Raw genomic sequence first — 26,751 nt, 5'->3', positions numbered from 1 at the left:
TCAGACTTCCCTTGCTGCGGAGATGAATGGGTGCCGTAGAAATCCTTCCCGCGGGGTCCAATAACCCGCTGGGAAGGTGGGGGGATTTATCAGTTTTTTCCGTGGGGACAAATGCCGTCGCAGTAGGGATTGGAGGCTTTGTCAGATCGTCCCCACCAAATTATAGAGTGGTACCAGTACCGAGGCCACCAGTATCCCAATTCCTACGCCAAGAAAAATAATTAGAGCCGGTTCAATCAGGGCGACAAGATTTTCCAGGGTCGAGTCAACCTCGCGTTGATAAAACTTAGAGATACTGCTTAAAATAAACTCCAGTCTGCCCGAAGTTTCCCCGATTCTTATCATTTGGGTAACGAGTACCGGTATTTCACTTGTTTTTTCAAAGGCGGTGGAAATAGTACTTCCGGCCTTTACCGACTCTATGGCTTCCACCATCGCTTTTTTATAAACCAGGTTGCCAATAACGTCGCCGGTTATGGATAAGGCTCGTAAGATGGGAATTCCGCTCACAATCAGAGTTTGCAGGTTGTCCGCAAAACGAGCCATGTATAATTTCCGATAAAGTTCGCCTATGATCGGAAGACTAATTTGAAGTTTATGAAAAAATAGTTTTCCCGGCTGGGTCATACCCCAACGCCAAACTGCTATTAACCCGCCAACCAGAAGCACCACCAAGGCCAGTCCCCACTGTCTTAAAAGAAGCGATAACGTAATTACCACTTGCGTGTAAAAAGGAACAGCTTGTCCGGTTTCCTCAAATATGCTGACCAGTTTGGGTATAACCACCACCAGCATCACTACCAGCACCCCCATAAAAGCTACCAGCACAAAGGCGGGGTAAATCATGGAGTTTTTAGCTTTGCTGGTCAGGTAGTAAGAACGCTCCAGATAGTCGGCCAAATAAGTGAATACCTCTTGAAGCTTGCCGGACTCTTCCCCGGAGCGCACCAGATTTACGTAAAAAGAAGAAAAAACGTGGGGATGTTTGGTCATGGCCTGAGAAAGCGCCAAGCCCCCGGATACGTCATCAAGTATTTCTGCCACCGCCTCCTTTAGGGCCGGTTTAGTTGTTTCTCCGATCAGGGTTTTTAGCGCCTGTATCATGGGGATTCTCGCCTCAAAAAGGGTGGCGAGTTGGCGTGACAATACCACTACATCTTTTTGTTTGATCCTGCCCACAAAGGGCACCCTAAGTTCCAGCAGGGTTGGTTTTGCCTTTTCTTTTATGGATATGATGAGAAGGTTATTTTGCTGCAGAAGATCCAAAGCAGCCTCCTGCGAAGAAGACTCAATCATACCGGAACGAAGTTCTCCTTCGCGGGTTCGAGCTTGGTATTCAAAAGTTGCCATATTTCCCTAAAACACAGAATCTAAAAAGATTATCCTTTTAGCAGAGTCTGTAGTTCCCCCGGATTTAAAGAATAGTTCAGGGCACTTTCCAGCGCCACCTCTCCTCTGCGCACCAGATCCACTAGAGACCGGTTTAGGCTGATCATTCCTTGATCAGAACTTGTTTCTATCACCAAATCAATTTCGTGGATCTTGTTTTCTCTTATCAGGTTACGGATGGCCGCATTTACTATCATTACTTCAACCGCGGGGATAAGCCCTCCGGAAAGCCGCGGGATAAGACGCTGCGAAACAATACCAATAAGGGTTGAGGCGAGCTGCGCGCGTATTTGGTTCTGTTGTGTAGGAGAAAAAGTGTCAATAATGCGATCAATGGTTTGGGCGGCATTGTTAGTATGGAGGGTGGATAAAATAAGATGTCCGGTTTCCGCGGCTGTTACTGCGGCAGCCATGGTTTCGGCATCCCGCATCTCACCAATCATGGCCACGTCAACATCTTCCCGGAAAAGAGATTTTAGGGCCCGGGTGAAGCTGGGTGTGTCAAAACCCACCTCACGCTGGTCAATAATTGATTGTTCCGAAGGAAACAAATACTCAATAGGGTCTTCAATAGTGATTACGTGGTCGGCGCGGCTGCGGTTGATCAGATCAATAAGTGCCGCCAGAGTGGTTGATTTGCCGTGTCCGGTTGGTCCCACCACGAGTAAAAACCCCTGCTGATATTTGGAAAACTCTTCAATTACGGGCGGCAGATTTAGTTCCTTGGTTGTGCGTATTTTGGTGGATATAAGCCGCAGAGACGCGCTCATGTAATTTCTTTGGTGGAAGATATTAACTCTAAATCTGGCTCTGTCTCGAAAGCCGTACGAAAAATCAAGTTCTTTTTCCGTTAGGAATCTTTCTTTTTGTTCCTCATTTAGCATTGAAAAAATAAAACCCTGCGCCACTTCGGGTGTAATAACTTCTTCTTTGGTCAGGGGGGTCAGGGTGCCGTCAATGCGGAGGGTGGGGTGTCTCCCCACTGTTATATGGAGATCGGAGGCATTACTTTTTACCACCGCTGATAATAGTTCTTCAAAGTTTTGTTTGGCCATATTGTTATATCTTTTTTAGGGCGCAGCAAAATGTTGCCCGGCAGACTTTCCGGAAACGCTGTTGGTTTCAAGCCAGTAAGTTAAAGTATAAGTGCCGCCGTCGGCTGAATTATATAAATAACGATAATCCGGGTCGCCGGCAGGATCGGTGTTTAAGGGATCAAGCGGCACTTGATTTAGAGCTTCTTTGGCTATCAATTCCAGCGATACCTGATCCGAACCAGTCAGGGGGCCGGAACCAACAGGAAAGTTGTGACTATTAACGATATAAAGCGCCAAAGCATTTTGCAGCGACTTGATTTCTTCTTCGCGTTCTGCGTCTCGGGCGCGGGCCCGGGACGACTGTATCTGCACCAAAACCAGAGAGGACAATAATCCGATAATGGCGATTACGACCAATAATTCTACAATAGTGAAACCATTTTTTGTTTTCATACGACTTCTAATAAATCCTCTAAACTAATAATACCCTTAAGGACCTTTACGAGTCCGTCTTGTTTCATCGTACTCGTTCCCTGACGTTTTGCCTCCTCCAGTATTTTTGACTCCGAAGGACTGGTTAGGATTATTTTTTCCAGCTCCGGCGTCATGGATAAAATCTCAAAGATGCCGGTGCGGCCGCTGGTTCCCTTAGGACAGGTGGGTGAGGTTTCGGCCTGATAGATTTCGGAGGCATTTATTTTTTTTATTTCCTCTCTAGTCTCGGCGGGCGCCTCTTCTGTTTCGCGCGTCACCATGTCCTTTATTTTACCGGAAAGTTTTATTTTTTTTCTGGAATCCGGACACAGTTTTCGTACGAGCCTTTGGGCCGCGGCGAGAATCAGGGTAGGAGGAATTAAAAACGGGTCGACACCCATATCAATTAGGCGGGGAATTACACCCACGGCATTATTGGTGTGCAGAGTTGACAACACAAGATGTCCGGTTAGCGCGGCGTGTATGGCAAGAGCTGCTGTTTCTTTATCACGGATCTCGCCCACCATGATAATGTCGGGGTCTTGTCTTAATATGTGTCTAAGTCCCGTGGCAAAATCATATCCTATCTCCGGTTTTATTTGGGACTGATTTACTCCGGGGATAAAGTATTCGATCGGATCTTCAAGGCTCACTATGTTGGACTTTTCCTGATTGAGAATTTGCAGAATGGCATAGAGGGTAGTGGATTTTCCTGATCCGGTGGGTCCTGTAATTAAAATCATTCCAAAGGGCCGTTTTATGTTTTCTTCCAGTAAGGCCAGATTTCTTCCGGAAAGTCCAAGCTCCGGAAAGGTTTTAATGCCGGCTTCCGGATCCAGAATCCGGATCGCCACCTTTTCCCCGAAGGCGGTGGGAAAAGAAGAGACGCGAAAATCAATGTCTCTACCTATAATTTCCGCATGAAATCTGCCGTCTTGCGGTACGCGGGTCTCGTCAATTTTTAGATTAGACATGACTTTTATTCTGGAGATAACCGCCGGATGAACATCCAAGGGCAGCATAAGACTTGTGTGCAGTGTGCCATCTACCCGGAAGCGTACCCGGAGCTCCTTACGACTTGGTTCAATGTGTACATCTGAGGCGCGTCCCTCTACGGCATGGCGTAGAATGACGGCCACCATTTTTGTTACTGGAGCTTCCTCTACAATTTTGGCGGGCTCGTCGCGTCTGATTTTAACTTCGGCCGCCAGCTCTTCATACTCTTTTTCAAACTCACCCAAGGCCTTGGTAACTTCCCCCGATAAACTTCTGTATTCGGAAAGCACGCTTTGAAAGTCGGACGGAATTATAATATAAATCCGGGCTGGCAGATTTATCCTTGCGGCAATAAACTTTAGCGCCTCTTGGGCAGTTACGTCGTCCGGGTTTAGCATTCCGATCTCAATGTATCCCTCGCGCCGTCCCAGCGGTATCATTTTATAGTGTCTGGCAGATTCTTCCGGTATGTCCCGTAAAACGTCAAGGGGTATAGGCACGCCCCCCAAGGTTTTTACCGAATACCCGGTTAACTCGCTTTTGGCTTGCGCAACATCACCTTCGGTGATTCCACGTTGATACAGTAAGTCCTCCACTGATACGCCCTTTTCTTTGGCGTCTTTCTTCACCAAAGAAGCCTCGTCAAGAGTGAGGGTATTTTTAGTAACCAGAATATCGGTAATGGTTTTGGCCATGCTAAAATGGAGCGAATGGGTTGATCCTGCCAATCTTCACTTCAGGAAGCGGAGTTTCTTGCGGGAGCTCAAGCGAGCGGAAAAATTGGTCTTCCAGCACCGAGGTGTCAAGCTGCAAGTTTTTAAGTCTGCGCAGTTCGGCGAGCCGTACAGAGAATTCTTCGCCGCCGGCATTTTCCACTGCCGGCCCGGAGAGCCCAAACCACAGATAGCCGGTAGCGGCGACGATTATTATAAAAACTATTATCAGAAGGGTGGTTTGTTTGGTCATGGTGTCTTAGGTTGTGGTGTTATTGGTAATAAGTTGTTGTTTTTATGGAAAAATCAAAAGCCCCTCCGGCTGCGCTAAAAGAAATATCTCCCGTATCAATAATCCTAAGATTTTTTTCAAGGTCAACCAAAAAGCCCTTAAAAGCTTCATAGTTTCCCACCAGACTTAAATTTATCGGAAGTTCGGTGATGGGGCCGGTGCTTTGTGGCGGCGTGGTTGGCGTTCCGGCTGGACGCGGTTGTCCCCCTGTTGCCGCTTTTGTTTCCACGCTCGCAATATCAATGCGTCTCATAACCAGTCCATGTTTTCTGGCCAAGGCCTCAATGGAGACTAAAAACTCCGAAGCCTTTGGTCCTTCCGGAAGCGCGCGGTCAATACGGCCGAGGTCGTTTTGAGACAGGGTATTAATTTGGTCAACCAAGGCGTCGCGGTTTTGTATTAACGTATCAAATTCACCGCTTATGTCAGCCAAGTCTTTTGTTTCCCGGCGCAGTTTCTGAAGCTCGTTCCACTCGGGGCTAAGATAAAATAAACCAAGCACCGCCGTTCCAATGAGCAATATAATTATTATAAAAATACGTGTCATAGTTAAGGACGCAGTTGTAGGAGTGATGTTTTGATGATTAGCGTCAATTTAAAGCCCAACAAGTTATTGGTTCCAAAAGAAAGCCCGCCGAATTCAACCCGTTCTACTTGGGGGTCACGTTCAAAAAGCGCGATCTGCCGCGCCAGCACAGCATAACTGGTTGTTTCACCCGACATCTCCAGTTTTCTGCTGTCGGTGCTAAGATTAAAATTCAGAAAGCGCACTTGAGGATGGGTATCTGCTTCCACCAGCCTTAGTGTATTGGAAGGAAAAATGTGTCTGGCAAGCAATGTGCGCAGGTTTTTCAGGCGTTTATCCAAAATAAATATTTGGTTTAAAAGCTCCGGGCGCAGATCCTCCTCTTTAAGCCGTACTTGTGCAGTTAGTTCTTCCCGCGCGCGCTCTTGGCCGCGATTTAATAAAAGAAGACCCCCGTAAACAGCCAGACCGAGAAAAAATAGCGCCAATACAAGATAAAACAGAAAAGAGCTTCCGCGCTCTATGCGAAATTTTGCTTCCGGAGACTCTTTTTTTAAAAGCAAGTCCGCCATTATTTGGAAGTTATATCATGCAACGCCAGCCCGACTGCTACGGAAAAGCTGGGGCCGATTTCTCGTAAAATGGGCTGCATAAATGCCGGTGTGACCACGCGCGCAAAGGGGTTCCCCTTAGTTACCTCCAGTCCAAACTTTGTACTTAGGTAGTCAACTATCCCTTTCAGATTTGAGCCGCCGCCCGTGAGGTTGACTCTTTGTATTTTTCGCGGAGCCCTACGGTTATAAAGTGCCATTAGCCGTTCTATTTCGGAAAAAAGAGAATCAAGGGGGGGCATGATTAAAGATGTAATTTCCCGTTCTTCAAGCTTTTCCGAGATTCCAATTTCTCTTTTAGCTGACTCGGCCCGCTCCAGCGATATGGCCATACCTCTTTCTAGGGCCTTGGTAAGTTCCTGCGACCCGCGTATGATATTGTGGGATACGCGTACCCGACCTCTATCAATAATAGCAAGGGTGGTTGATTGATGACCGAGGTTAATAAGCGCAATGGGAGTTGGGTCTTGTCCCAGCAGAGAACGGACCATACTAAAAGTTTCTACTTCCAGAGCCCGGGGATTAATCCCCGCAATTCCTGCTACGCGTTTATATTTTTCCACAACGTCTCTCGGCACAGCCACCAAGAGAACCTCTATGGCATTTCTCTCTTCGTTCGGTTCCAGAATATCCCAGTCCAGCACCACCTCCGAAACCGGTATGGGTACGTATTTTCTGGCTTCGTACGGCATGGCAGAGTTAATTTCCTTTTCGGTTACGCGGGGGAAGGAAATGGTGGTAATGAAGCTTGAGACCGCCGGAACTGAAAATACGGCATCCTTGGCGGTAACGCCGGATTCCCTGATTATGTCTTTAAGGAGCGAAGCGATATCAACGTCAGCATAGCGTAAAAAACCGCCCCCTCCGGCAACGTCAGTATTTTTAAGGTAGCCAGCCGAAAGGAGTTCTCCGTAAGTTTCCAAGATCGCACGTTCATGCTCGTATCTTAATTGTACCACCTTGGCCGAAGCCACACCAATATCAATACCAACAATCCTCGTGGGTTTGGACGAGAGAAATTTAAAGGAAAAAGTCGGGAGTTTAAGTTTTTTAAGAAAGGATATTTCAACCAAGTCTGCGTACTCATCATAACACCTTTATATCCAATAAAGGAGTTTATAAGTTATCCACATGATTAGCTATAAAATGTTTAAAAATTGGCTTCTGGACTTGATTTTTCCGGCTGTTTGTTTTGGCTGCGGGACCGGCGGCTCTTTTTTATGTCCTATGTGTCACAACAAGCTTCGTTGGATTCCACCAACGTGTTTTGTATGCAAGAAGTTTATACCTGCGCGAAGAAGGATTACAGCTGGTCGCACCTGTGTTTCTTGTCAGAAAAAATCCAGTATATACGCGTTTTTGTCTCCATTTTCATACAACGATGAAGCTCCGCGAGAACTTATTCATAGTTTAAAATATAATCGCGTTCGGTCAGCTGCTCCGGTTTTAGTAAGTCTTTTACTTGAATATTTTGATATATACGGTATTTTCTTGCCAAAAGAAGCTGTGATTATGCCAATTCCTCTCTATAAAAGCCGTGAGCGGGTACGCGGCTTTAACCAGTCAGGGCTTATAGCCACGCAGCTGGCAGAATTGTACCAAGCTAAGCTTGGAACATGTTCCAAGCTTAGCTTGGTACAGCAGGTTTTAAGGAAAATTAAAAAAACCAAGCCTCAAATTGAGCTTTCGGCAGATAAAAGGCGCCGCAACGTAATTGGAACTTTTGGGGTAGCTGACCCCGCCTCAATAAAACAAAAAGTCGTCCTTTTGCTGGACGACGTAAAAACTACCGGAGCCACCCTGGAGGAAGCGGCCCGAGTGTTAAAAGAGGCCGGCGCCAAAAGAGTGTGGGCGATAACAGTGGCGCATTAGTTATTCACTTGTTACCCTCAACACCTCTTCAATAGAGGTAACTCTTTGGGCCGCGCGGATAAAGCCCTCTTCCAGCATGGTGAGCATTCCTTCTTCCCGACCCCGTTTTTCAATGTCGTCCGAGGTGGCATTTTTTACTACCAGCTCTTTGATGGATTCGGACATCTCCAGAACTTCGTGGATGCCAATTCGTCCCTTGTAACCGTCGGGACACTCTTCTGTTTTTTTGTGTCTCCCCCACTCAATTTTTTCAAACGTAGTTTTGGCGTCTATTATTTTTTCGTGTTTCAAAACCTCAAGGATGCGATCCAAGTTTACGTCTTTTTTAAGACTGGCGATCTGGGCGGCCGAGAGGCGGTATTTTTCATGTTCCGGGCAAAGGCGCCGTACTAAACGTTGCGAAATAATAGCAGTGACAGTGGAAGCAATTAAAAATGGTTCCACTTTCATGTCCAGGAGCCGCGGCAGGGCTCCGGCTGCCGAGTTGGTATGTAGGGTTGATAACACAAGATGTCCGGTGAGCGCGGCATTTATGGCGAGACCGGCAGTTTCGTTATCCCGAATTTCGCCCACCATAAGAATATTTGGGTCTTGTCTCAAAAGCGAGCGCAGACCGTTAGCAAAAGATAATCCGATATCCGGATGAACCTGCGTTTGGTTTATACGCGGTATGCGGTATTCAATCGGGTCCTCAATGGTGGAGATGTTTACTCCGGGGATATTAAGGATTTCCAAAATAGAATAAAGAGTAGTTGTTTTTCCGGAGCCGGTTGGGCCGGTAGCTAAAATAATGCCGGTTGGCCTTTTGATGGCGCGATGTATCCGTTCCAGATTCTCTCCCCAGAAACCAAGTTCTTCCAGAGAATAACCCTTGGCTGTTTCGGGCAAAAGCCGCAAGACGATTTTTTCGCCGTCAAATACCGGCAGGACTGATACTCTAAAAGAAAATCGGTATTCGTCTGTCTCAATTTTAAATCTGCCGTCTTGGGGCAGGCGGTGTTCGTCCAGTTTAAGATTGGCCATAACTTTGATGCGCGCCACAATTCCGGGCGCTATTTGTTTAGGGAGGGTCATGGCGTCGTGCAGAACGCCGTCAATCCGGTAGCGCGCCACAACCTCTTTTTCCGCAGGCTCAACGTGGATATCGGAGGCATTCTGCAAAATCGCATGGCGAATTAAAGTATCAACGATTTTTATGACCGGCAGATCTTCAGCCAGTTTCTTCAGCTCTTCCGCTTCTATCTCGCCCGCATCTCCTTCTTGGGCAACCTTTAGCGCCTCGGTCTCTTTTTTAATAATTTCTCCAAATTCAACTTCCAGAGTTTTTTGATACTGTTTGAGGGCGTGTTGAATTGACTCCGGGGTTGTCAGGCGCGGCAAAATTCTCAAGCCGGATTTTTTCCGTATAAACTCAACAGTCTGGAGGTCGTCCGGATCCAGCATGGCGATTTCCAGATCTTTTCCGGTTTTTTTATAGGAAATGACGTTATTTTTACGGGCAATGGGTTCGGGAATAACGTAAAGAACCGCAGTATCAATAGTTTCGTGGGTGAGGTCCACAAAAGGAATGCCCATAATATAGGCTTCAAGCCGTTTAATCTCATCCTCTTTGGTATAGCCCTTGTTTAATAAAATTTCCCGGAGAGTTTTTCCGGTTTTTTGAGCTTCTTCCTCGGCCTTTTTCACTTTGTCAGCCGGCACCAGGCCGGAATCAAGGATAAAGGCCTTCAGTTGTCCCTCCTCTACCTTCATCGTTAAAATATATTACTGACTATTTCCAAGAACCTGCTTTATTTTCTCCACAACCTCTTCCAGCCGATAGTTGGCTTTAACAAGATAAGTTTTTGCTCCGAGTTCCAGTGCCTGCTCCACGTCGCCTCCCCCTTCCAGATTAGAAAGTATCATAACCGGAATTTTTTTCGTAGTATCGTCTTGCTTTAATGCTTCCAGTACCGCAAAACCGTCAAGTTTAGGCAGGATAAGATCAAGCAAAATCAAATCCGGTTTTTCTCTTTTGGCCATTTCCAGCCCGTCCTCGCCGTTTAATGCCGAAAGAACGCTGTATCCCTCTTCGTTTAGAACCTTGGTAGCAGCGCGTTGCAGGGCTGACTCGTCCTCAATAAATAATATTTTTGCCATATTTCTCTAAAATTCGGAGTCGGGGCGAACGAATTTTAGTTAGAAATATGAGCACCCCGCTCTAATTTTGCCTTAGTTTTGTTGACCGATTACATATAAAGATTTTGGTTTTTTGTTTTCTGCGATCCGCGCGGCTTCATCCCCCACCTTTTTGCAAGTATCTCATTTACAGTTCTGGGTAGAGTGGTAGCGGCCGCTGCGCTTAACCACAAATTGCAATACCGAGTTTGTACAGAAAGGTGGGGGACGGGTAGGCACATACTGTCGTGGGCGCAGCGGATCGCCGCGGAATACCCCGCAAAATTAGAGCGGGGTATACTTCTGGTTATGTTATGGGTAATGTGAACCAAAAAGTCGACCCCTCGCTTTCCTTGGAGGTAAAACCTATTTTGCCTTCCGAAGCCCCTATGACCGCCTTGGCTATATAGAGACCCACGCCGGAGCCGCGCGTATGTTGATTTTGGGAAGACCGGAAAAATTTTTGGAAAATATATTTTTGTTGGTCGGGCGGTATGCCCATACCCTCGTCTTTGACAGCCCACCTTAAGTTGTTATCTTCCTTATTGATTGTAATCAAAATATGCCCCGATCCTCTGGTATAGCGTATGGCATTATCAATGAAGTTTTGCAGAACCATGGCAATTCGTTCCCGGTCGGCTACAACCTCCGGCAATAACGTTTCCGGCTCAAACCGTATGAAAATACCGGAGGCCTCGGCATAGCGGCGGAAGTTTTCAATAACTTTTTGGGTAAGTTCAGCCAGGGAAAAACGTTCCTTTTTAAGCACAACAGTCCGCGCCTCAATTCTGCTTACTTCCAGAAGCGAATTAACGAGTCGTATCATATTTTCCGTGGTATCGCGCAGGGTGGCCATGAAGTTGGCCAAATCGTCGTGGTTTTTTCCGTTTTTTGACTCCCGGTCAATCACGTCCAGCGTCCATTTAAAAATTGAGAGGGGGGAGCGAAGTTGATGCGAAACAATGGAAATAAATTCTGATTTCATGCGATTGGCCTCGGAAACTTTGTTGAATCCGGCTATAATGAGGTTCCCCATCACCAAAAATAGGGCCGTGACGAATATTACAATAAGAGCGGCGACTTCGGGTTCTTCGGTATAGCGGGAGGCGATTATAAAAGTGGCCACCATAGAAACAATGGTGATTACCCCCATAATAAGAAAAAGAAACGGAGGACACTGCCATAACGGTAGCTTGGAAGCCCGACATTCGGCAACCACGTTGAAGTGCTGAAGAAACCCAACCATTGCTTGAAGTATAGCACGAACTTATTGTTAACGGCCAATAGACTTGAACGGTAGAATCTCGGGCGAGATAAATCCCCCCACTTTCCCAGCAGGGTATTGGACCCCGCGGGAAGGATTTCTACGATACCCATTCATCCCCGCAGCAAGGGAAGTCTGACTTCCCAAGCTGCGGGGTATTCTGGAAAGGTGGGGGGACAAAGAAAAGTGCCACCCTAGTGGGTGGCCGCTTTCATTTTTTGGGGGGATCTTTTTTGGCTTCGTGTCTTGGTATGCGGTTTCTTAGATATCTTTTCTGGGCATCAGTGAAAATACGCCAGAGGCACACCTCCTTTTTATCAAGATCACTATGATGAAGACAGCGGTTTCGGGAGTGACGGATGAGAATGTGTAATAGCTTTCTGGCAATGCCGAGACAGTGTTCCTTACGCAACTTCGTAATATCCTCTTTGGATAGCACTTCTTCCAGTCCGATGCCCCTGCTATCGGTATAGTTATAAAGCGCATGCAGCGCTTCGTGAATCAGATTTTTTGCCGGCGGGTTTTCTTTGTTGTGTCCTACGTATACCTGAGTGCGTTCACCTTCGTGTACGGCCAAGGAAAGGAAACCAAGAAGTCTTTTTCTCCTGTCGTCCGGATCCCGCAAAAACCGTTTTTTCCGGATAATTTCAAAAACATTTTCCACGATGTCAACTATTTTCCGGAATTCCCAGTCAGTGTGCTGGTTGCCGGAAAGCGGCAACCGGCGTCGGCGGGATCGCCTAGCCACCTCCGGCCCCCCAATTTGAACGTTCTTTCTTAAGGTTAGCACAATTTTAAAAACATTGACAAACGTTCCCCCACTCTGTTACTACTTATTAAGCAGGACTTTTAAAACTAGATAATATCGGGGAGAAGAAATGAGGCAACGGCGTTTGTCGGCAAACCGCTATCGCCTGCTCCGCACGGTTGAACCCCTACATTATCACCTGATCATTACTCCAGATTTTTCTAGTTTAAGATTTTCTGGGGTAGAACAAGTCAGTCTCCTGATTAAAAAATCAACATCGCAAATCACGCTTCATTCGGTTGGTCTTAAAATCAGCAAGGTCTGCCTTGTTGTTAACGGCGGGAATCTTACCCCGCAGTGCACCAGTTTTGATAAGAAACTTGAAACCGTGACTTTTAAATTTGGCAAGCGTGTACCCGCCGGAGAAGCAGAGCTGTTTCTTTCATTTTTCGGAGAGCTGAACGACAAGATGCATGGTTTTTACCGCACCTCTTACGAGGTGAATGGCGAGAAAAAGTGGGGCGGAGCAACACAGTTTGAGGCCACAGACGCGCGCCGCGCTTTCCCCTGTTTTGACGAGCCGGATCGTAAGGCCACTTTTTCTCTGGAACTTATAGTTCCTAAAGAAAAAACAGCGCTGTCCAATATGCCGGTTGGTTCGGTTGAGGAAGGGCACGACATTAAGATGGTTCGCTACCAAAAAACCCCGCCTATGTCCACGTATCTTTTGGCTTGGGTGGTTGCCGACCTTGAGTGTTTTGAGGCTTTGGATAAAAATCGGGTCCCAATTCGGGTTTGGACCACGCTCGGTAAAAAAGAGCAGGGCCGTTTTGCACTGGATACTGCTTGCCGCGTCCTGCCCTACTTTGCCGAGTGGTTTGGCGTTCCTTACGCTCTACCCAAACTGGATATGGTGGCTTTGCCGGACTTTGCCGCCGGAGCCATGGAAAATTGGGGGCTGGTTACTTATCGTGAAACCGCGCTTTTGATTGACCGCGATAATTCTTCGCAGGCAGCCAAACAGCGCGTGGCCGAGATAGTATCGCATGAACTTGCGCATCAGTGGTTTGGAAACTACGTGACCATGAAGTGGTGGACGCATCTCTGGTTAAACGAAGGGTTTGCGTCTTACATGGGACCAAAAGCAGTAAATCATATTTTCCCAGACTGGGACATTTGGACCCAATACGTTGCCGATGATTATTGTTCTGCCCTGCACCTAGACGGTCTAAAAAATACTCACCCGGTGGAGGTTGGGGTTGGAGACCCCAGAGAAATTAGTGAAGTGTTTGACGCGATTTCTTACAGTAAGGGATCGGTTATAAACCGGATGCTGGAACATTATTTGGGAGAAGAACTCTTCCGAAGAGGTTTGCGGCATTATCTTACGAGATACGCTTACAAAAACGCGGCCACCGATGATTTATGGAAAGCGCTTGAGGAGGTTTCGGGAAAGCCGATTAAAGAGATTATGGCGAGCTTTACCCGTCAGCCCGGTTATCCGGTTCTTAAGGTTCAAAGAGCGCGAGGGGGACTTAGGATATCTCAAGAACGGTTTATTTTCGACGGCAGCAAAGACAAAAAAGACCCGCTTTGGAAAGTACCCTTTGGGGTAGCTTACGAATCCGACCCGGAACCGATTTTCTTTTACCTTGATCGTCGTAGCACCACAATTCCTCTGGAACTTGATGATGGCGAGTGGGTAAAGGTAAATCCTGATCAGAGCGGATTTTACCGGGTGTCTTACGCGCCAGAGCTAATGGGAGAACTTAAACGTGTAGTTGGTACGCAGACGCTTTCCAAGGTTGACAAACTAGAACTTTTGGATGACGCATTGGCCTTGGCCAAAGCAGGATTGGTTAAAACCTCTGATGCCTTAGGCCTCCTCGCCTCTTATAGCAAAGAAGAAGACTTTAGCGTATGGTCTGTCCTTGCTGCTTCTTTGGGCACGCTTGATAACTTGTTGGGGCGCGAAGCGTTTTACGGATCTTTTGTTGTTTTTGCTAAAGAGTTTTTTACTCCTGCCGCGCGACTTATTGGTTGGGATAAAAAACCGGGTGACGGGCACCTTGAAGTCATGCTCCGTTCCCTTCTTCTTCTGAATGCGGGGTGGTATGGGGATAGAAAAATTACGGAAGAGGCACAAAGGCGTTTTCAGGAATTTGTGGCTGGCGGCACGCTTAACCCGGATATAAGACAGGCTGTTTACACCTTGAGCGCGGAAAACGGGGGCGGAGAAGAATTGGAAGCGTTGCTGAAGATTTATGATTCTACTGATTTGCAGGAAGAAAAAATGCGTGTTTTGCGCTCCTTGGCTGGTTTTCGGGATGGACAGTTGTTGAGGCAAGTTCTGCAATTTTCTCTTTCGGAAAGAGTTAGGGCACAGGACACACCCATTCTTATTGCCGGTATCGGCTCCCACTCGGTAGGTAGAAGTGCGGCTTGGGACTTCGTCAAAAGAAATTGGAAAAAACTTCTGGGGCGTTATGAAGGATCCGGTTTAGGACTTCTTTCTATGATGGTGGAGTTTGCCGCTGGGTTTTCTTCGGAGGAAGAGCTAAGGGACGTTGCGGCCTTTTTCCGGAAAGAACGTCGGATGGGGCTGGACAGGACCAAGCGTCAAGTTCTTGAATCCATCAGATCAAAAATCAAATGGCTCCGTAGGGATAGACAGGACATTGAAGAATGGTTAAGAAGCCGCGCCGACTACAAACTGGTTCCTTTTGGAAATAGATGAACAAAGCCGGGCAACCGGCTTTTTCTTATTGACATTGGTTTTACTGGGAGGTATACTAGATTTATGGATAGATGTTGGATGGTGGTCCGTGGAAACGGGCCCATTTTACTAGCTTGTAGGAATTAGCTTGTAGGCGTTAGGAGAAAATCTCTTAAAGCTACAAGCTGTAAGTTACAAGCCACAAGTTTGGACTTAAAATCATTTGCGCAGGCAATACAGCAGATTGCCGATGAAAAAGGAATACCCAAGGAAAAAATTCTTGAAACCATAGAGCTGGCTTTGGCTGCGGCTTATAAGCGCGACTATGGCCAGAGGGGTCAAATTGTTCGCGCCAAAATGGACCCGGATACCGGAAAGGTAGAAATGAAGCAAATAAAGATTGTGATGGATGAGACTATGATTAAATCCGAAGAGGAGATTCAGGCTGAAGAGGAAGAGCGGGCCCGAAAGCTGGTTGAAGCCGCGGAGGGCAAGGCTGGAGACCAGGAGGAGCGGAAAAGAGAGGAAATGGTTGAAGCGGAAAAGGAAGGGACGGAAATAGCAGAAGACACAGAGCCTAAAAAGATACGCTTTAATGAGGAAAAACACATGATGATTGAAGAGGCCCGCAAGATTAAAAAGGATATAAAACCCGGAGACGAACTTGAGTTTCCTCTTGAGTATCACGAGGAATACGGACGAATTGCGGCCCAAACCGCCAAGCAGGTGATTGTACAGCGTATCCGTGAAGCCGAACGCGAGGCCGTTTTTGATGAATTTAAATCCAAAGAAGGGGAGCTTGTAAGCGGATTGATCCAGCGGATTGAGGGGCGGAATATCTTTGTAGATATTGGAAGAACTGTGGGTATTTTAATACCCGAGGAGCAGGTTCCCTATGAACGCTACCGGGTGGGAGATCGTATTAAAGTTCTGATTACTTTAGTTGAGAAAAACCCTAAGGGGCCGGGGGTGTTTTTGTCGCGTTCCCACCCGCGTCTTTTGAAAAAACTTTTTGAGATTGAGGTCCCGGAAATTGCATCGGGCACCGTGGAGATTAAATCCGTGGCGCGCGAACCGGGGTCACGCTCCAAGGTTGCGGTACTATCTCATGAAGAGGGCATTGATCCTGTGGGTTCTCTGGTGGGGCAAAGGGGTGTGCGGGTTACTACGGTTATAAACGAGTTGGGGGGAGAGAAGATTGATGTTATTGAATGGTCCGAGGATCCGGCAGAGTTTATCACCCACTCTTTGTCTCCGGCCAAAGTCCTTGATGTTGAAATAAACGAGAAAAGAAAAGAAGCGCGGGCGGTTGTGCCGGACGAACAGCTCTCTCTTGCTATTGGCAAGGGCGGACAAAACGTGCGTCTTGCGGCTAAACTTACCGGATGGAAAATTGATGTAAGATCCAGCAAAAAACCGGAAGAGTCTCAAGTTGAAGAGGCGCCCGAAGAAGAAAAAACCCCGGCAGTTTCTACAGAAGGGGTCCGCGAAGCGCTGGCCGAGGTAATGGGCGAGACGAAATCAGAGGAAAAGAAAAAAGAACCCAAGACTACGGATGGCAAGGTTGAAACACAAAAGAAAAAGAAAACAACAAAGAAAACAACAAAGAAAGAAATAACCGAAGAAAAAAGGGCTGCCTAAAGCACGAAACATTATTGAAATGGAGAGATCCGAACAACCAAAACTTGAAAAACCCATTACCGGCACCGGAGGAGAATTTCTTGAGAAAAGAAAGGAATTAAGGTTGCCTGCCATTGAAGTAAAGAATAAAGTAATAAGTCTAAATCCCGCGTTTGAGGGAACACTTCCTTTCAAAATTGAACAGGGTAAACCGTTGCCTTTTGCTTACTTTTTTACACCCACGCCCAGCCAAAGCCCTGAAGAAAAAATACATCACGTGTCGGTAATGCCGGAAAGGGGGTATAAAGAGGTACCGGGCAGAGGCAGAAGCGGACTTATCGGATCAGTGGTATTTGAGGATCAGCAAGGAAGACGTTATCGTGACTTAGGTATTAAAGGGATAGGGGTTTTTAACCTCTCTTTTGATACTGGCTCTGCGGAGGTTGCACGCGTGATAGAACAAGGTCCGCATGAAGCCTTGGGTTTGGTTAATTATCCCCATGCAATTCGTGACTGGGATTATGCGGAAGACTTTTTACGTTCAGGCATCAGAACGTATCGCATAGTTGCCATTGCATCCCTTGAGGAAATCGTTGATGAAAACGGACAAAAAATTTCTGTATTTGAAGCAAAAAGACTTAAAATTATTCCAGAAGGAATGAATCCGGTTATCGAAGTACGGGCTTTTGGAACAACGGAGCGTATAGATTATCTTGCGAGTGGTGGTCAAGATCGTGAGAGAATGGCCCTTGACGATGCCAAGGCCTTAGTTGCTCAGGAGTTAGGGAAAGATCCTCAAAAATTTTCTTGGGAAGAGTATACCGAGTGGTTTGTTAAGACACTGGGCCAGCAAGTTGCTAAAATCAGGAACCTTGGGCTCCACAACGGATACTTAACCAGTCATAACATAACCCTTGATTGTCGTATTGTTGACCTCGATTCGGTCGCGTCGGTAAGGGATAAGATTGAAGACTACAGACGTTTCGGGGTTATTCACAGCAAAGAATGGTTTTACAAAGGGGACCTTTCAATGGCCCGCGGATCCCTGCAAGATTTAATTTCTAGTTTACAAAGGTTGGGCCTTCTCCAGTCTTTAAATTCTTCGTCCTTTATAGAACTTTTCAACTCAGAGTATCAAGAAGAGTTAGTTCGCAGAGAATAAATATACTACCCACCGGGTTTTATTGACGGTCGGCAGTATAGGCTTTGTGACGAAATAGTTTATGATTTTATTTCCAATAATAACTTCTTTGGTTTCCATCGCCTTTGCTTTGGTGCTGATTTATTTAATAAAAAAATATCCGACTGGAACAGGAAAACAAATTGAAATTTGGCAAGCCATAAAAGCTGGTTCTAGGGCCTATCTCAAGCGCCAAAATACTACGGTTGGGTTTGTGGCTTTGGTTTTGGCCATAATTATTTGGCAAGTTTTTGGAGGAGAAACCGCAATGGGATTTTTGGTTGGCGCTGTTTCCTCAACACTGGCCGGGTATCTGGGTATGATGACTGCGGTAGATACTAATGTTCGCACCACAGAAGCTGCCAAATCCGGCCTGTCCAAGGCGTTTCGGGTTGCTTTCTTGGGAGGTTCAGTAACTGGATTTTTAGTGGTGGGCCTTGGACTTTTATCCGTAAGTCTTTTTTACGCTATTACACAAAATATTTCTTCGCTCGTGGGTCTTGCTTTTGGGGGTTCTTTGATTTCTATTTTTGCGCGTCTTGGCGGAGGAATTTATACCAAAGGCGCGGACGTGGGAGCGGACTTAGTAGGTAAAATTGAGGCAGGGATTCCGGAAGACGACCCCAGAAATCCGGCCGTAATTGCAGATAACGTGGGAGACAACGTGGGAGATTGTGCGGGAATGGCCGCGGACCTTTTTGAAACTTATGCCGTAACCGCGATTGCGGCTATGCTTTTGGGCTCGCTGCTTTTCCCGGGAAATCAAAGTATTGTGCTTTTACCCCTTATTATTGGAGGTGTTGCGATCGCGGCCTCAATTTTAGGCAGTTTTTTAGTGCGGGTTAAAGAAGGCGGCTCAATTATGGGAGGGCTTTACCGCGGACTTATCGGCTCTTCCCTTATGGCCGTCATACTTTTGTGGCCCGCTTTTGCTATTACACTTGATCGGTCGCTCGTAAATCCTTATTTTATGGCGGCTCTGGCCGGTATTGGCGTTACTGCTTTGATGGTGGTTGCAACCGAGTATTACACTTCTAAAAAATTCCGTCCGGTAAAGGCAATTGCCCGCGCTTCACTCACCGGGCATGGCACCAATATAATTATTGGCCTTGCCTATTCTCTGGAAGCAACCGCGTTTCCGATTCTGGTAATTTCTGCCGGCATGCTTTTTGCTTTTCTTTTTGCGGGACTTTACGGTGTGGCTTTGGCCGCGATGACCATGCTGGCTCAAGCCGGAATTATCGTGGCTATAGATTCTTTTGGCCCGATTACTGATAATGCCGGAGGTATTGCTGAGATGGCGGGGTTGCCCGAAGAAGTACGCAAGGTCACTGATCCTTTAGATGCGGTGGGAAATACCACCAAAGCCATTACCAAAGGATATGCTATTGCATCAGCCGGACTCGCGGCCTTGGTTCTTTTTGCGTCTTTTGTTGAAGAGCTGAAAAATTTTGGGAAGGCGGTATTTTTCAACCTTTCCGACCCCTATGTTATTGTGGGTCTTTTTATCGGCGGTATGATGCCTTATCTTTTTAGTTCCATTGCCATGCGGGCCGTTGGGAAAGCGGCGCAGGGCGTGGTGGAGGAGGTGCGAAGGCAGTTTAAAGAGATACCGGGGCTTTGGGAGAGCATTCAAAAGGACAAAGAAGGAATTATGTCCCGACGATCCGACGCTACGTCGGATGTCGGGATCCCGACTTCCTTATTAAAAGATAAAAATGGGGCGTCGGGAACAGGCACGGGCCAGCCACAGTATGATAAAGCAGTGGATATTGTGACCAAGGCTGCGATTCGTCAGATGATTATACCGGCGCTGATTCCGGTGGCTGTGCCGATTTTACTTGTGGTAGTACTTGGGTCAAACGCGCCGCAGGCGCTTGGCGGACTACTGGTGGGTTCTATTGTGACCGGACTTTTTGTGGCGATTTCCATGACTTCAGGCGGAGCTGCTTGGGACAATGCCAAAAAATATATTGAAGAAGGAAACTACGGCGGCAAAAAATCTCCGGCGCATCAAGCCGCAGTCACCGGAGATACGGTGGGAGACCCATATAAAGATACAGCAGGACCCGCCATTAATCCCATGATAAAAATAGTAAACATTGTTGCTTTGCTTATAGCTCGGTTATTGTAAGGCTACCTAAACGCGATCAACGGTTAACATCTATGTATAGCAAAACGGCTCTTAAGAGCCGTTGTTACTAGTAGGATTAGGTTTTCTTATCAGGTTGCGGGCGCGAATGAATTCGCCCATAGTAGTCAGTACTGCTCCTTCTATGCAATTCTCTGGAACTGCAGTGCCGGCCGATACCTCCAGTTTAAATGCGACGCGGTTGGGAATAACGTCATATTTTCCTTCGGGGTTTTCCAAAACATAAATTGGCGAGTCATCGGGAATAAACTGGGGCGTGGGCGGGAAGGTAAAGAACATTACCACCCCAAAATAACCATCCTTTTTTTTGAGGACAGACATTAATTTGGCCGGACGCCACTCGCTTAAGTAACGAGCGATTATAAATCCATTTGTCTCTTCCAGAACCTTTTTAGTATTAGGGTTAAACGAGGACAGAAAACCCCCCAGAATAGGAATATGCTGCAAGATGTTTTCGTTAACCCAGATGCCCCACTTCGTTTCCGCTAACTTACCAACGAGATAAAAGATAACGACAGATGCTATCAATCCCGCGAGCGGTAAACTTCTTCCCAGAAAAGGTTGCCAGACGGTTACGTTCCAAAGGTCGTCGAAATAGGTCACTATCACCCCGACCAATTTAATAGGCAGCAGGAGCATCAGGAGGGTGATAAATCCGACAAAAACAGGCCAAGTATACTTTCTCATAATCAAGCCTCAAGGATTGAACTATGGACTATAATTTCACAAAGTCGCTAAAATCACAAGCGGAGATAGATGTAAGTATTCCTTTTCGGGAATTTGAGCCGCATCTTGCGCGCGCGGCAACTTTAATTTCGGAGGAAACAGAAATTGAGGGTTTTCGCAGGGGTAAAGCTCCGTATGAAATTGTTAAACAAAAATTCGGGGAGAATGCGATTTACGAGCGGGCGGCGGACTTGGCCGTACGCAAAACCTATCCGGAGCTGATGCAGAAAATGCTGGACAGCGGTGAGGTTTCTCCAAGTCGCCCTCCGATAGGAAGACCGGAAATTACTATAATCAAACTTGTGCCCGGAAACGACTTAGAATTTAAAATCAGGTTAGCAGTAATGCCCGAAGTAAAACTGTCTGATTATAAAGTCATTGCCCGAAGAGTACAAAAAGAAAAAAAGGCGGTTTCCATAACCGACGAAGAAGTTGAGAAAACATTGGAGTGGCTCCGGGAATCGCGCGCGCCCCTGATTACGGTTGATCGTCCGGCGCAATCCGGCGATACGGTCGAGATTGACTTTTCCGCCCGAGGCGGATCCGCCTCCGGCGGAGAAGTAAAAGACAATAGCCCCATCTTAAGCGAGTCCAAAAATCACCCATTGGTTATTGGTCAAGGAAAATTTCTGCCGGGATTTGAGGATAATCTTATTGGCATGAAAGTCGGAGACGAGAAGTCATTTACCCTTGTTGCGCCGGAAAATTGGCACGAAAAGTCAATGGCCGGAAAAGCGTTTGATTTTATAGTCACCATGAAACTGGTGCAGGAACGTAAGTTGCCGGAACTGACTGATGAATCTGTCAAAAATCTTGGCGATTTTCCATCGGTTGAGGCTCTAAAGAAGAGTATCCGTGAAGGAATTGGTAAAGAAAAAGAAGAGAAAGAGATCCAGAGACTGCGCGCGCTCACTATTGAAAAAATTGCAGAGGAGACAAAAATAGAAGTCCCGGACGTATTAATTGAGGGCGAGCTTGACAAAATGTTTACAGAATTAAAATCCGGCGTAGAGCAGATGGGTATGAAGTGGGAAGACTATTTGCTTCATATAAAAAAAGGCGTGGAAGAGCTCCAAAAAGATTGGCGAGATGAGGCAGAAAAAAGGGTGAGGATTGCGCTGGTCCTGCGCGAAATCGCAAAAGTAGAAAAAATAGAGCCGACGGCAGAAGAAATTGAGACACGCGCTAATCAGCTTTTAAGCCAATACAAATCTGTTGAGGACGCCAAAAAGCACATTGACGCCGAAGAATTAAAGGAATATACTAAAGGCATATTAAAGAACCAAAAAGTTTTTGAGTTTTTGGAGAAAATGTAAATATGGACGACGAAATTTTTGCACAATATTTAATTCCCACCGTCATTGAAAAGTCGCAATTTGGCGAGCGGGCTTATGATATTTATTCGCGGCTTCTCAAAGAGCGTATTATTTTTCTGGGCGGGCCGATTGTGGATCCGATTGCTAATTCCATTATTGCCCAGCTTTTATTTTTGGAGTCAGAGGACGAGAAAAAGGACATCAAGCTTTATATTAATTCCCCCGGCGGCTCGGTGCCCGCGACCTTGGCGGTTTATGACACGATGCAGTACGTTAAGCCGGATGTTTCCACTATTTGTATTGGGATGGCGGCTTCGGGCGCGGCTTTACTTTTAGCATCGGGAGCCAAGGGTAAACGTTTTGCGCTCCCCAACTCCGAAGTTTTAATACATCAAGTAATGGCCGGAGGCATTGAGGGTCAGGCAACCGAAATTGAAATTTCAGCCAAACATGTTCTGCGCCTCAAGGAGCGCTTAAGCCATATTTTATCAAAACATACCGGAAAACTGCTCACGCAAGTTGAAAAAGACACAGACCGCGATTTTTACATGGACGCCGAAGAAGCGAAGAAGTATGGCATTATAGATGAAATAATTAAAAGGAAAACAAACAGCAAGTAATACTTGCCCCGTCACTAAATTTTGACTATAGTTATGCCGCCCCGACTAAGCTGGCGAGATCAACGTGACAGCTGTTAAAAATGAAAATGGGCTTTTTATTCAAGATCGCGGCAGTCAAAATTTTAGTGCGGGGTGGACGCCGAAGAAGCGAAGAAGTACGGTATTATTGACGAGATCATTAAGAGGAAGATAAACAGCAGCAAATAGTTTTGGTTTGGGCATCAACTTTATCGTAACATCACCTATGCGATCGCATAGGTGATGTTAAGATAATATGATTTGATTTTCTAGTCGGATTATGCTATTGTGAAATTAGAACTTAGGGACTGGGGGCTTCCGTGTTGGGTCTTTCCTCAGTGTTCCTTGCCTTGGCGTTTTTGATATTGGTATACTTTGATCTACCGCGTCAGATTTTTCTATTCTTTCTGGATACGCCGGATAAATACTGGATTGTTGTTTCGGGATACCATCTTCATAAAATGTTTTGGGGGTTTTTATCTCTTTTGATAAGCTTAGTTCTTTGGAGATTCGGCGCAACGAAGGTCATATTAACCGTAGCGAGGGTGGCATTTTTCATCGGGGTTGGTCTTGTGGCGGTAGATCTTTGGAGCCACTGGTACACGCAGGGAACTCCTTATTTTGCCTTGTGGGATTTGTATATACATCCGTCATTGACCAAGTAGTGTTTTTAGCAGGTCCTTGCCCGTCATCTCGGCGGGTTTTTTTAGTCCCAAAAGCTCAAGAATTGTGGGCGCAATATCAGTTAACATGCCGCCCGCTTCGGTTTTTTGTTTTTCTCTTTCGGACTCACTGCGTTGTTTTGTCAGGCGGAATTTTCTGCCAATAAGATACAAGGGAACGGCATTGAGAGAGTGCTCCGTTAACTTCTCGCCCGTGATGACATTTCTTTTTAGTTCAATATTTCCGTGGTCTCCGGTAATCAGCGCGGCCCCGTCCGAAGCTAAAACCGCGTTCATAATTTGCTGTAGCGCCCCGTCCAGAATCTCCACGGCCCGTATGGCTGCCTGAAAGTTACCGGAGTGTCCTACTAAATCGGCGTTGGCAAAATTAGCAATGATCACGTCGTAAGTATCAAAATATTCCAAGATTTTGGCTGTAATTTCTTTGGCTCGCATCTCGGGTACCTCGTCAAAGTGGGCGGCGGTAATGGAGGGAATCAAAATTCGTTCCTCTCCCGGAAAAAGTTTTTCCGTGCCGCCGTTTAAGAAATAAGTCACATGCGCGTATTTTTCGGTCTCGGCAATATGCAGGTGCCGGAGTCCGGCCTCACCTAAAATCCGCGCCAGCGGCCACCCAATATCCAGCGGCTCAAAAGCGGCATGGGCCTTGAGGTCTTTTTGATATTCGGTCATGGTCACGAGGAATAAGTTCTTACTTTTCTTTCTCGGAAATTTATCAAAATCTTCATCCGCAAAGGCGTGAGCAAGTTCTCTCATAGAGTCTTCACGGAAGTTGAAAAAAATCAAGGCGTCGCCATCTTTTATGATTCCGTTCCCGTCCGCAACTGCCGCCCCGATAAATTCGTCAGTTAAATCTTTTTTATACTGGGTTCTGATGTATTCAGGAATTGAAGTTATTTTTTCACCCTTACCACCAGTCAGTAGTCCGTACGATGTCTGGATGCGTTCCCATTTCTCGTCGCGATCCATGGCGTAAAATCTTCCCACGACAGTTGCTAGATGCGTCTGGGGCCATTCTTTTTTTATTCTTTCTTCAAGCAGTTCAATAAATTTTACTCCTTCTTGCGGCGGGGCATCTTTGCCGTCGGTAAAAATATGAAGATGTACTTCCTCAAGTTTCTCTTTTTTTGTGAAGTCCAAAAGCGCGTAGAGATGGTCAATGTAGCTATGCACCGAGCCGGAAGATACCAGTCCCGCGATATGGAGCCGCGATTTATTTTTCCTGACGTGCTCCGCCGCCCCGATAAACGCCGGATTTTTAAAAAAAGAACCGTCAGATATGGCGTTTATAATTCTTGGCAGATGATGATAAATCACGCGTCCCGCGCCCATGGTTAAATGTCCCACTTCCGAGTTGCCCGCTTCTCCCCACGGAAGTCCAACAGCCACGCCGGACGCCTGAAGCGTGGTAAAAGGAAAATTGCGCTCAATTTCATCCAGCGTTGGTTTTTTGGCTTCATAAACAGGGTTACCTTCTTTTTCCAAAGAGATGCCGAAGCCGTCAAGAATTATTAAAAGCAGGGGTTTGGGTTTGGCCATGTTTCCTATTTTAACACAGTTAATATTTGACACCAGAAACCTGGTTTGCTATACTGGAGTTACAAAAGTTGAAATCATTGGAAACTAGGAAAGAGGCACAGAATTATAAATAGTCGGCTGGTGGTAATGTGCGGTGAGCTTTCCGTTTTTGACCACTTCATAGTTTAACGTGTTATTAATTTCTCTTAGGAACTATAAGTTTTTAAGGGCACCGATAAAACTGGATCGGTAAATTTGGTTTAACCTCATCCGCATTACCCCGCGGCCCGAAGGGGGCTATTTGTATTTATGAGTCTTGCTCCGTAAATTTATGTCTACATTTATCGTATTAGGAGTTTTGGCGCTTGGTCTTGGAATCGCTCTGGGCTATTTTATACGTCAGCTCATTGCCCAACAGCGAAAGTCAACGATTGAGGGAAAACTCAAAAAACTAATTGATGATTCCAGGGCCGAGTCCAAAGAAATATTGTTGGAGGCCAAAGAAAAAGCAGCCAAGGTTTTGGAGGAGGCAAAGAGCGAGGAAAAAGAAAGACTCGCGCAGGTTCGGAGACTGGAGGAGCGGTTGATGGAACGAGAAGCCATGGTGGACAGGCGGGTGCAGGAATTTGAAAAAAAAGAAAAAGATTTTGAGGAGCGCGTGGCTAAAGTAAAAGAAATCAAAGCCGAGGTTGAGGCGCGTCGCGAAGAGATTCTTAAGGAATTGGAGCGCGTATCGGGTCTTTCCAAAGATCAGGCGATCGGAGAACTAATGAAGCGAATTGAAAAAGAACATGCTGAAGACCTTATGATGAGAATAAAGAAACTGGAACAGATGGGCATAGAGGATTTGGAAAAAAGAGCAAAAAATATTTTGGCGGCGCTGATTCAAAGACTGGCCACAGCCACCACCTCGGAAGTTACTACCACCACCGTTGTTATTCCCTCGGACGACCTGAAGGGTAAAATTATTGGACGTGAAGGGCGCAATATTAAGGCTCTGGAGCGCGCCGCAGGGGTGGAAATTATTGTGGATGATACGCCCGGCTCCATTGTAATATCCGCTTTTGATCCGGTCAGGCGCCAGATTGCCAAAACCGCTCTTGAAATACTGATTCAGGACGGGAGAATTCAGCCGGCGCGCATTGAAGAGGCGGCTGACAAAGCACGCGAGAACATTGAAAAACAAATTAAAGATGCCGGAGATCAAGCCTCTTACGAGGTTGGAATTTTTGATCTTGACCCCAGGCTTATCACGCTTCTGGGTAGGCTTAAATTTCGCACCAGCTACGGTCAAAACGTACTGCAGCACTCCATTGAAATGACGCATTTGGCAGGAATGCTGGCAGAGGAAGTTGGCGGGGACGTGGCCATAGCCAAAAAAGGAGCATTACTTCATGATATCGGCAAGGCGGTTGACCATGAGGTTACGGGAACCCACGTTGAGATTGGCCGAAGAATTTTGCAAAAATTCGGAGTTGATAACCGAGTGGTTCAAGCCATGCAGTCACATCACGAGGAATATCCGTACGAAACCTTGGAATCAATTATTGTGCAGACCGTGGATGCTGTTTCTGCTTCTCGCCCCGGAGCGCGGCGTGATACCATTGAAAATTACTTAAAACGCCTTGAGGACTTGGAGCGTATTGCGACTTCGTTTGAAGGAGTAGAGAAGGCTTATGCGATTTCTGCCGGACGGGAAATACGCATTTTCGTCACCCCGGATAAAATAAACGACCTTGAGGCGCGGGAGCTGGCGCGAAAAATTGCCCAGCAGGTTGAGGGCGAGCTAAAGTATCCGGGAGAGATTAAGGTGCACGTGATCAGGGAAACAAGGGTGGTGGAGTATGCAAGATAATCGCGCGGTTCCCTCAGCTATTTAGGTTCCAGACACGATTCGGTCGTCCAGTGCCTAGGCCCTTCAGGCCGGCATCTCCCTAGGCATTAGCCGGGATGGCGGCTTTAAGAGCCTAGCCACCGGCGGCTTCGCCGCCTAGGGACGGCGACCTCACTAAGGGTCGGCGAAGTTTCCGCCTTCGGCGGGCCAAGCAAACTTCGCCTCCCACTGTCTGGAAACCCAAATAGCTTCGACCGCGCTCTCCGTTCACACTCTTAGAAGAAAATTT

The 26,751-nt window shown here is 46.7% G+C and carries 23 protein-coding genes; 9 read left to right on the top strand and 14 right to left on the bottom strand.

Going from position 1 to position 26,751, the window contains the following annotated elements:
• Nucleotides 1-141 precede the first annotated feature (141 nt).
• From HYW89_02040 to pilM, 8 genes are read right to left on the bottom strand one after another with little or no spacing between them, the layout of a single operon-like run.
• Nucleotides 142-1,350 carry a type II secretion system F family protein gene (locus tag HYW89_02040; protein ID QQG45679.1) on the bottom strand — a complete coding sequence of 403 codons (1,209 nt, stop codon included), beginning with the start codon at nucleotides 1,348-1,350 and terminating at the stop codon, nucleotides 142-144.
• Nucleotides 1,351-1,379: 29 nt separating this feature from the next.
• The gene (locus tag HYW89_02035; protein ID QQG45678.1) at nucleotides 1,380-2,444 is read right to left on the bottom strand and encodes a PilT/PilU family type 4a pilus ATPase; all 1,065 of its coding nucleotides are present in this window, start codon (nucleotides 2,442-2,444) and stop codon (nucleotides 1,380-1,382) included.
• A 15-nt stretch (nucleotides 2,445-2,459) separates the two neighbouring features.
• Nucleotides 2,460-2,879 (bottom strand): type II secretion system protein, encoded by a 420-nt coding sequence (locus HYW89_02030; protein QQG45677.1) that lies wholly within the window; start codon nucleotides 2,877-2,879, stop codon nucleotides 2,460-2,462.
• On the bottom strand, nucleotides 2,876-4,591 hold the full coding sequence (locus HYW89_02025; protein ID QQG45676.1) for a type II/IV secretion system protein: 1,716 nt from the start codon (nucleotides 4,589-4,591) through the stop codon (nucleotides 2,876-2,878). Before HYW89_02025 ends, HYW89_02030 begins: the two co-directional genes overlap by 4 nt.
• Before the next feature lies 1 nt (nucleotide 4,592).
• Complete coding sequence (locus HYW89_02020) at nucleotides 4,593-4,862, bottom strand: hypothetical protein (protein QQG45675.1); 270 nt, start codon at nucleotides 4,860-4,862, stop codon at nucleotides 4,593-4,595.
• A 19-nt stretch (nucleotides 4,863-4,881) separates the two neighbouring features.
• Nucleotides 4,882-5,448: a type 4a pilus biogenesis protein PilO gene (gene pilO, locus HYW89_02015; protein ID QQG45674.1), complete on the bottom strand. Its 567-nt coding sequence runs from the start codon at nucleotides 5,446-5,448 to the stop codon at nucleotides 4,882-4,884.
• A gap of 2 nt (nucleotides 5,449-5,450) precedes the next feature.
• The gene (locus HYW89_02010) at nucleotides 5,451-5,999 is read right to left on the bottom strand and encodes a hypothetical protein (protein QQG45673.1); all 549 of its coding nucleotides are present in this window, start codon (nucleotides 5,997-5,999) and stop codon (nucleotides 5,451-5,453) included.
• Nucleotides 5,999-7,111 (bottom strand): type IV pilus assembly protein PilM, encoded by a 1,113-nt coding sequence (gene pilM / locus HYW89_02005; protein ID QQG45672.1) that lies wholly within the window; start codon nucleotides 7,109-7,111, stop codon nucleotides 5,999-6,001. The genes HYW89_02010 and pilM overlap by 1 nt, the downstream gene beginning before the upstream one ends.
• A gap of 58 nt (nucleotides 7,112-7,169) precedes the next feature.
• On the opposite strand from pilM, the gene HYW89_02000 reads away from it, so the two are divergent.
• Complete coding sequence (locus HYW89_02000; GenBank protein QQG45671.1) at nucleotides 7,170-7,910, top strand: ComF family protein; 741 nt, start codon at nucleotides 7,170-7,172, stop codon at nucleotides 7,908-7,910.
• Here HYW89_02000 and HYW89_01995 read toward each other — a convergent pair whose 3' ends face one another.
• The 4 genes from HYW89_01995 to HYW89_01980 all read right to left on the bottom strand — a co-directional run bounded on the left by HYW89_01995 (nucleotide 7,911) and on the right by HYW89_01980 (nucleotide 12,079).
• Nucleotides 7,911-9,662, bottom strand: coding sequence for a type II/IV secretion system protein (locus tag HYW89_01995; protein QQG45670.1), 1,752 nt, complete (start codon nucleotides 9,660-9,662; stop codon nucleotides 7,911-7,913).
• Between the two features lie 12 nt (nucleotides 9,663-9,674).
• On the bottom strand, nucleotides 9,675-10,049 hold the full coding sequence (locus tag HYW89_01990; protein ID QQG45669.1) for a response regulator: 375 nt from the start codon (nucleotides 10,047-10,049) through the stop codon (nucleotides 9,675-9,677).
• A 325-nt stretch (nucleotides 10,050-10,374) separates the two neighbouring features.
• Complete coding sequence (locus HYW89_01985; GenBank protein QQG45668.1) at nucleotides 10,375-11,313, bottom strand: HAMP domain-containing histidine kinase; 939 nt, start codon at nucleotides 11,311-11,313, stop codon at nucleotides 10,375-10,377.
• A 229-nt stretch (nucleotides 11,314-11,542) separates the two neighbouring features.
• Nucleotides 11,543-12,079, bottom strand: a complete 537-nt coding sequence (locus tag HYW89_01980; protein ID QQG45667.1) for a hypothetical protein — start codon at nucleotides 12,077-12,079, stop codon at nucleotides 11,543-11,545.
• A gap of 130 nt (nucleotides 12,080-12,209) precedes the next feature.
• On the opposite strand from HYW89_01980, the gene HYW89_01975 reads away from it, so the two are divergent.
• The 4 genes from HYW89_01975 (at nucleotide 12,210) to HYW89_01960 (ending at nucleotide 19,729) form a co-directional block, all read left to right on the top strand.
• Nucleotides 12,210-14,816, top strand: a complete 2,607-nt coding sequence (locus HYW89_01975; GenBank protein ID QQG45666.1) for a M1 family metallopeptidase — start codon at nucleotides 12,210-12,212, stop codon at nucleotides 14,814-14,816.
• 186 nt (nucleotides 14,817-15,002) lie between these two features.
• Nucleotides 15,003-16,436, top strand: a complete 1,434-nt coding sequence (nusA, locus tag HYW89_01970) for a transcription termination/antitermination protein NusA (protein QQG45665.1) — start codon at nucleotides 15,003-15,005, stop codon at nucleotides 16,434-16,436.
• 19 nt (nucleotides 16,437-16,455) lie between these two features.
• Nucleotides 16,456-17,577 (top strand): hypothetical protein, encoded by a 1,122-nt coding sequence (locus HYW89_01965; GenBank protein ID QQG45664.1) that lies wholly within the window; start codon nucleotides 16,456-16,458, stop codon nucleotides 17,575-17,577.
• 61 nt (nucleotides 17,578-17,638) lie between these two features.
• On the top strand, nucleotides 17,639-19,729 hold the full coding sequence (locus HYW89_01960; GenBank protein ID QQG45663.1) for a sodium-translocating pyrophosphatase: 2,091 nt from the start codon (nucleotides 17,639-17,641) through the stop codon (nucleotides 19,727-19,729).
• A gap of 51 nt (nucleotides 19,730-19,780) precedes the next feature.
• Here the strand turns inward: HYW89_01960 and HYW89_01955 are convergent, their stop codons facing one another.
• Nucleotides 19,781-20,434: a hypothetical protein gene (locus tag HYW89_01955; GenBank protein ID QQG45662.1), complete on the bottom strand. Its 654-nt coding sequence runs from the start codon at nucleotides 20,432-20,434 to the stop codon at nucleotides 19,781-19,783.
• A gap of 23 nt (nucleotides 20,435-20,457) precedes the next feature.
• On the opposite strand from HYW89_01955, the gene tig reads away from it, so the two are divergent.
• The 3 genes from tig to HYW89_01940 all read left to right on the top strand — a co-directional run bounded on the left by tig (nucleotide 20,458) and on the right by HYW89_01940 (nucleotide 23,092).
• A complete protein-coding gene (tig, locus tag HYW89_01950; protein QQG45661.1) occupies nucleotides 20,458-21,789 on the top strand; it encodes a trigger factor in 1,332 nt (443 codons plus the stop codon).
• Nucleotides 21,790-21,791: 2 nt separating this feature from the next.
• Nucleotides 21,792-22,409, top strand: coding sequence for an ATP-dependent Clp protease proteolytic subunit (locus HYW89_01945; protein QQG45660.1), 618 nt, complete (start codon nucleotides 21,792-21,794; stop codon nucleotides 22,407-22,409).
• Nucleotides 22,410-22,747: 338 nt separating this feature from the next.
• Nucleotides 22,748-23,092, top strand: a complete 345-nt coding sequence (locus tag HYW89_01940) for a hypothetical protein (protein ID QQG45659.1) — start codon at nucleotides 22,748-22,750, stop codon at nucleotides 23,090-23,092.
• Here HYW89_01940 and HYW89_01935 read toward each other — a convergent pair.
• Nucleotides 23,078-24,649, bottom strand: coding sequence for a 2,3-bisphosphoglycerate-independent phosphoglycerate mutase (locus tag HYW89_01935; protein QQG45658.1), 1,572 nt, complete (start codon nucleotides 24,647-24,649; stop codon nucleotides 23,078-23,080). The genes HYW89_01940 and HYW89_01935 overlap by 15 nt on opposite strands.
• 310 nt (nucleotides 24,650-24,959) lie before the next feature.
• Between HYW89_01935 and rny the strand changes: the two genes are divergently transcribed.
• A complete protein-coding gene (gene rny / locus HYW89_01930) occupies nucleotides 24,960-26,483 on the top strand; it encodes a ribonuclease Y (GenBank protein ID QQG45657.1) in 1,524 nt (507 codons plus the stop codon).
• The last annotated feature ends 268 nt before the right edge of the window (nucleotides 26,484-26,751 follow it).

This window comes from Candidatus Sungiibacteriota bacterium (assembly GCA_016432465.1).
Taxonomy (GTDB): domain Bacteria; phylum Patescibacteriota; class Minisyncoccia; order Sungbacterales; family HO2-52-23.
Note: the sequence above shows the minus strand (reverse complement) of the source record. Positions and strands in the feature narration are given on the sequence as shown.

Coding starts and splice junctions, on each gene's coding strand:
- HYW89_01990 (QQG45669.1), bottom strand. CDS start 10,049: ATGGCAAAAATATTATTTATTGAGGACGAGTCAGCCCTGCAACGCGCT.
- HYW89_02020 (QQG45675.1), bottom strand. CDS start 4,862: ATGACCAAACAAACCACCCTTCTGATAATAGTTTTTATAATAATCGTC.
- HYW89_01985 (QQG45668.1), bottom strand. CDS start 11,313: ATGGTTGGGTTTCTTCAGCACTTCAACGTGGTTGCCGAATGTCGGGCT.
- HYW89_02010 (QQG45673.1), bottom strand. CDS start 5,999: ATGGCGGACTTGCTTTTAAAAAAAGAGTCTCCGGAAGCAAAATTTCGC.
- HYW89_02030 (QQG45677.1), bottom strand. CDS start 2,879: ATGAAAACAAAAAATGGTTTCACTATTGTAGAATTATTGGTCGTAATC.
- HYW89_01945 (QQG45660.1), top strand. CDS start 21,792: ATGGACGACGAAATTTTTGCACAATATTTAATTCCCACCGTCATTGAA.
- HYW89_01975 (QQG45666.1), top strand. CDS start 12,210: ATGAGGCAACGGCGTTTGTCGGCAAACCGCTATCGCCTGCTCCGCACG.
- tig (QQG45661.1), top strand. CDS start 20,458: ATGGACTATAATTTCACAAAGTCGCTAAAATCACAAGCGGAGATAGAT.
- HYW89_01935 (QQG45658.1), bottom strand. CDS start 24,649: ATGGCCAAACCCAAACCCCTGCTTTTAATAATTCTTGACGGCTTCGGC.
- HYW89_01995 (QQG45670.1), bottom strand. CDS start 9,662: ATGAAGGTAGAGGAGGGACAACTGAAGGCCTTTATCCTTGATTCCGGC.
- HYW89_02040 (QQG45679.1), bottom strand. CDS start 1,350: ATGGCAACTTTTGAATACCAAGCTCGAACCCGCGAAGGAGAACTTCGT.
- HYW89_02025 (QQG45676.1), bottom strand. CDS start 4,591: ATGGCCAAAACCATTACCGATATTCTGGTTACTAAAAATACCCTCACT.
- HYW89_01960 (QQG45663.1), top strand. CDS start 17,639: ATGATTTTATTTCCAATAATAACTTCTTTGGTTTCCATCGCCTTTGCT.
- rny (QQG45657.1), top strand. CDS start 24,960: ATGTCTACATTTATCGTATTAGGAGTTTTGGCGCTTGGTCTTGGAATC.
- HYW89_02000 (QQG45671.1), top strand. CDS start 7,170: ATGATTAGCTATAAAATGTTTAAAAATTGGCTTCTGGACTTGATTTTT.
- HYW89_01955 (QQG45662.1), bottom strand. CDS start 20,434: ATGAGAAAGTATACTTGGCCTGTTTTTGTCGGATTTATCACCCTCCTG.
- HYW89_02035 (QQG45678.1), bottom strand. CDS start 2,444: ATGGCCAAACAAAACTTTGAAGAACTATTATCAGCGGTGGTAAAAAGT.
- pilO (QQG45674.1), bottom strand. CDS start 5,448: ATGACACGTATTTTTATAATAATTATATTGCTCATTGGAACGGCGGTG.
- HYW89_01965 (QQG45664.1), top strand. CDS start 16,456: ATGGAGAGATCCGAACAACCAAAACTTGAAAAACCCATTACCGGCACC.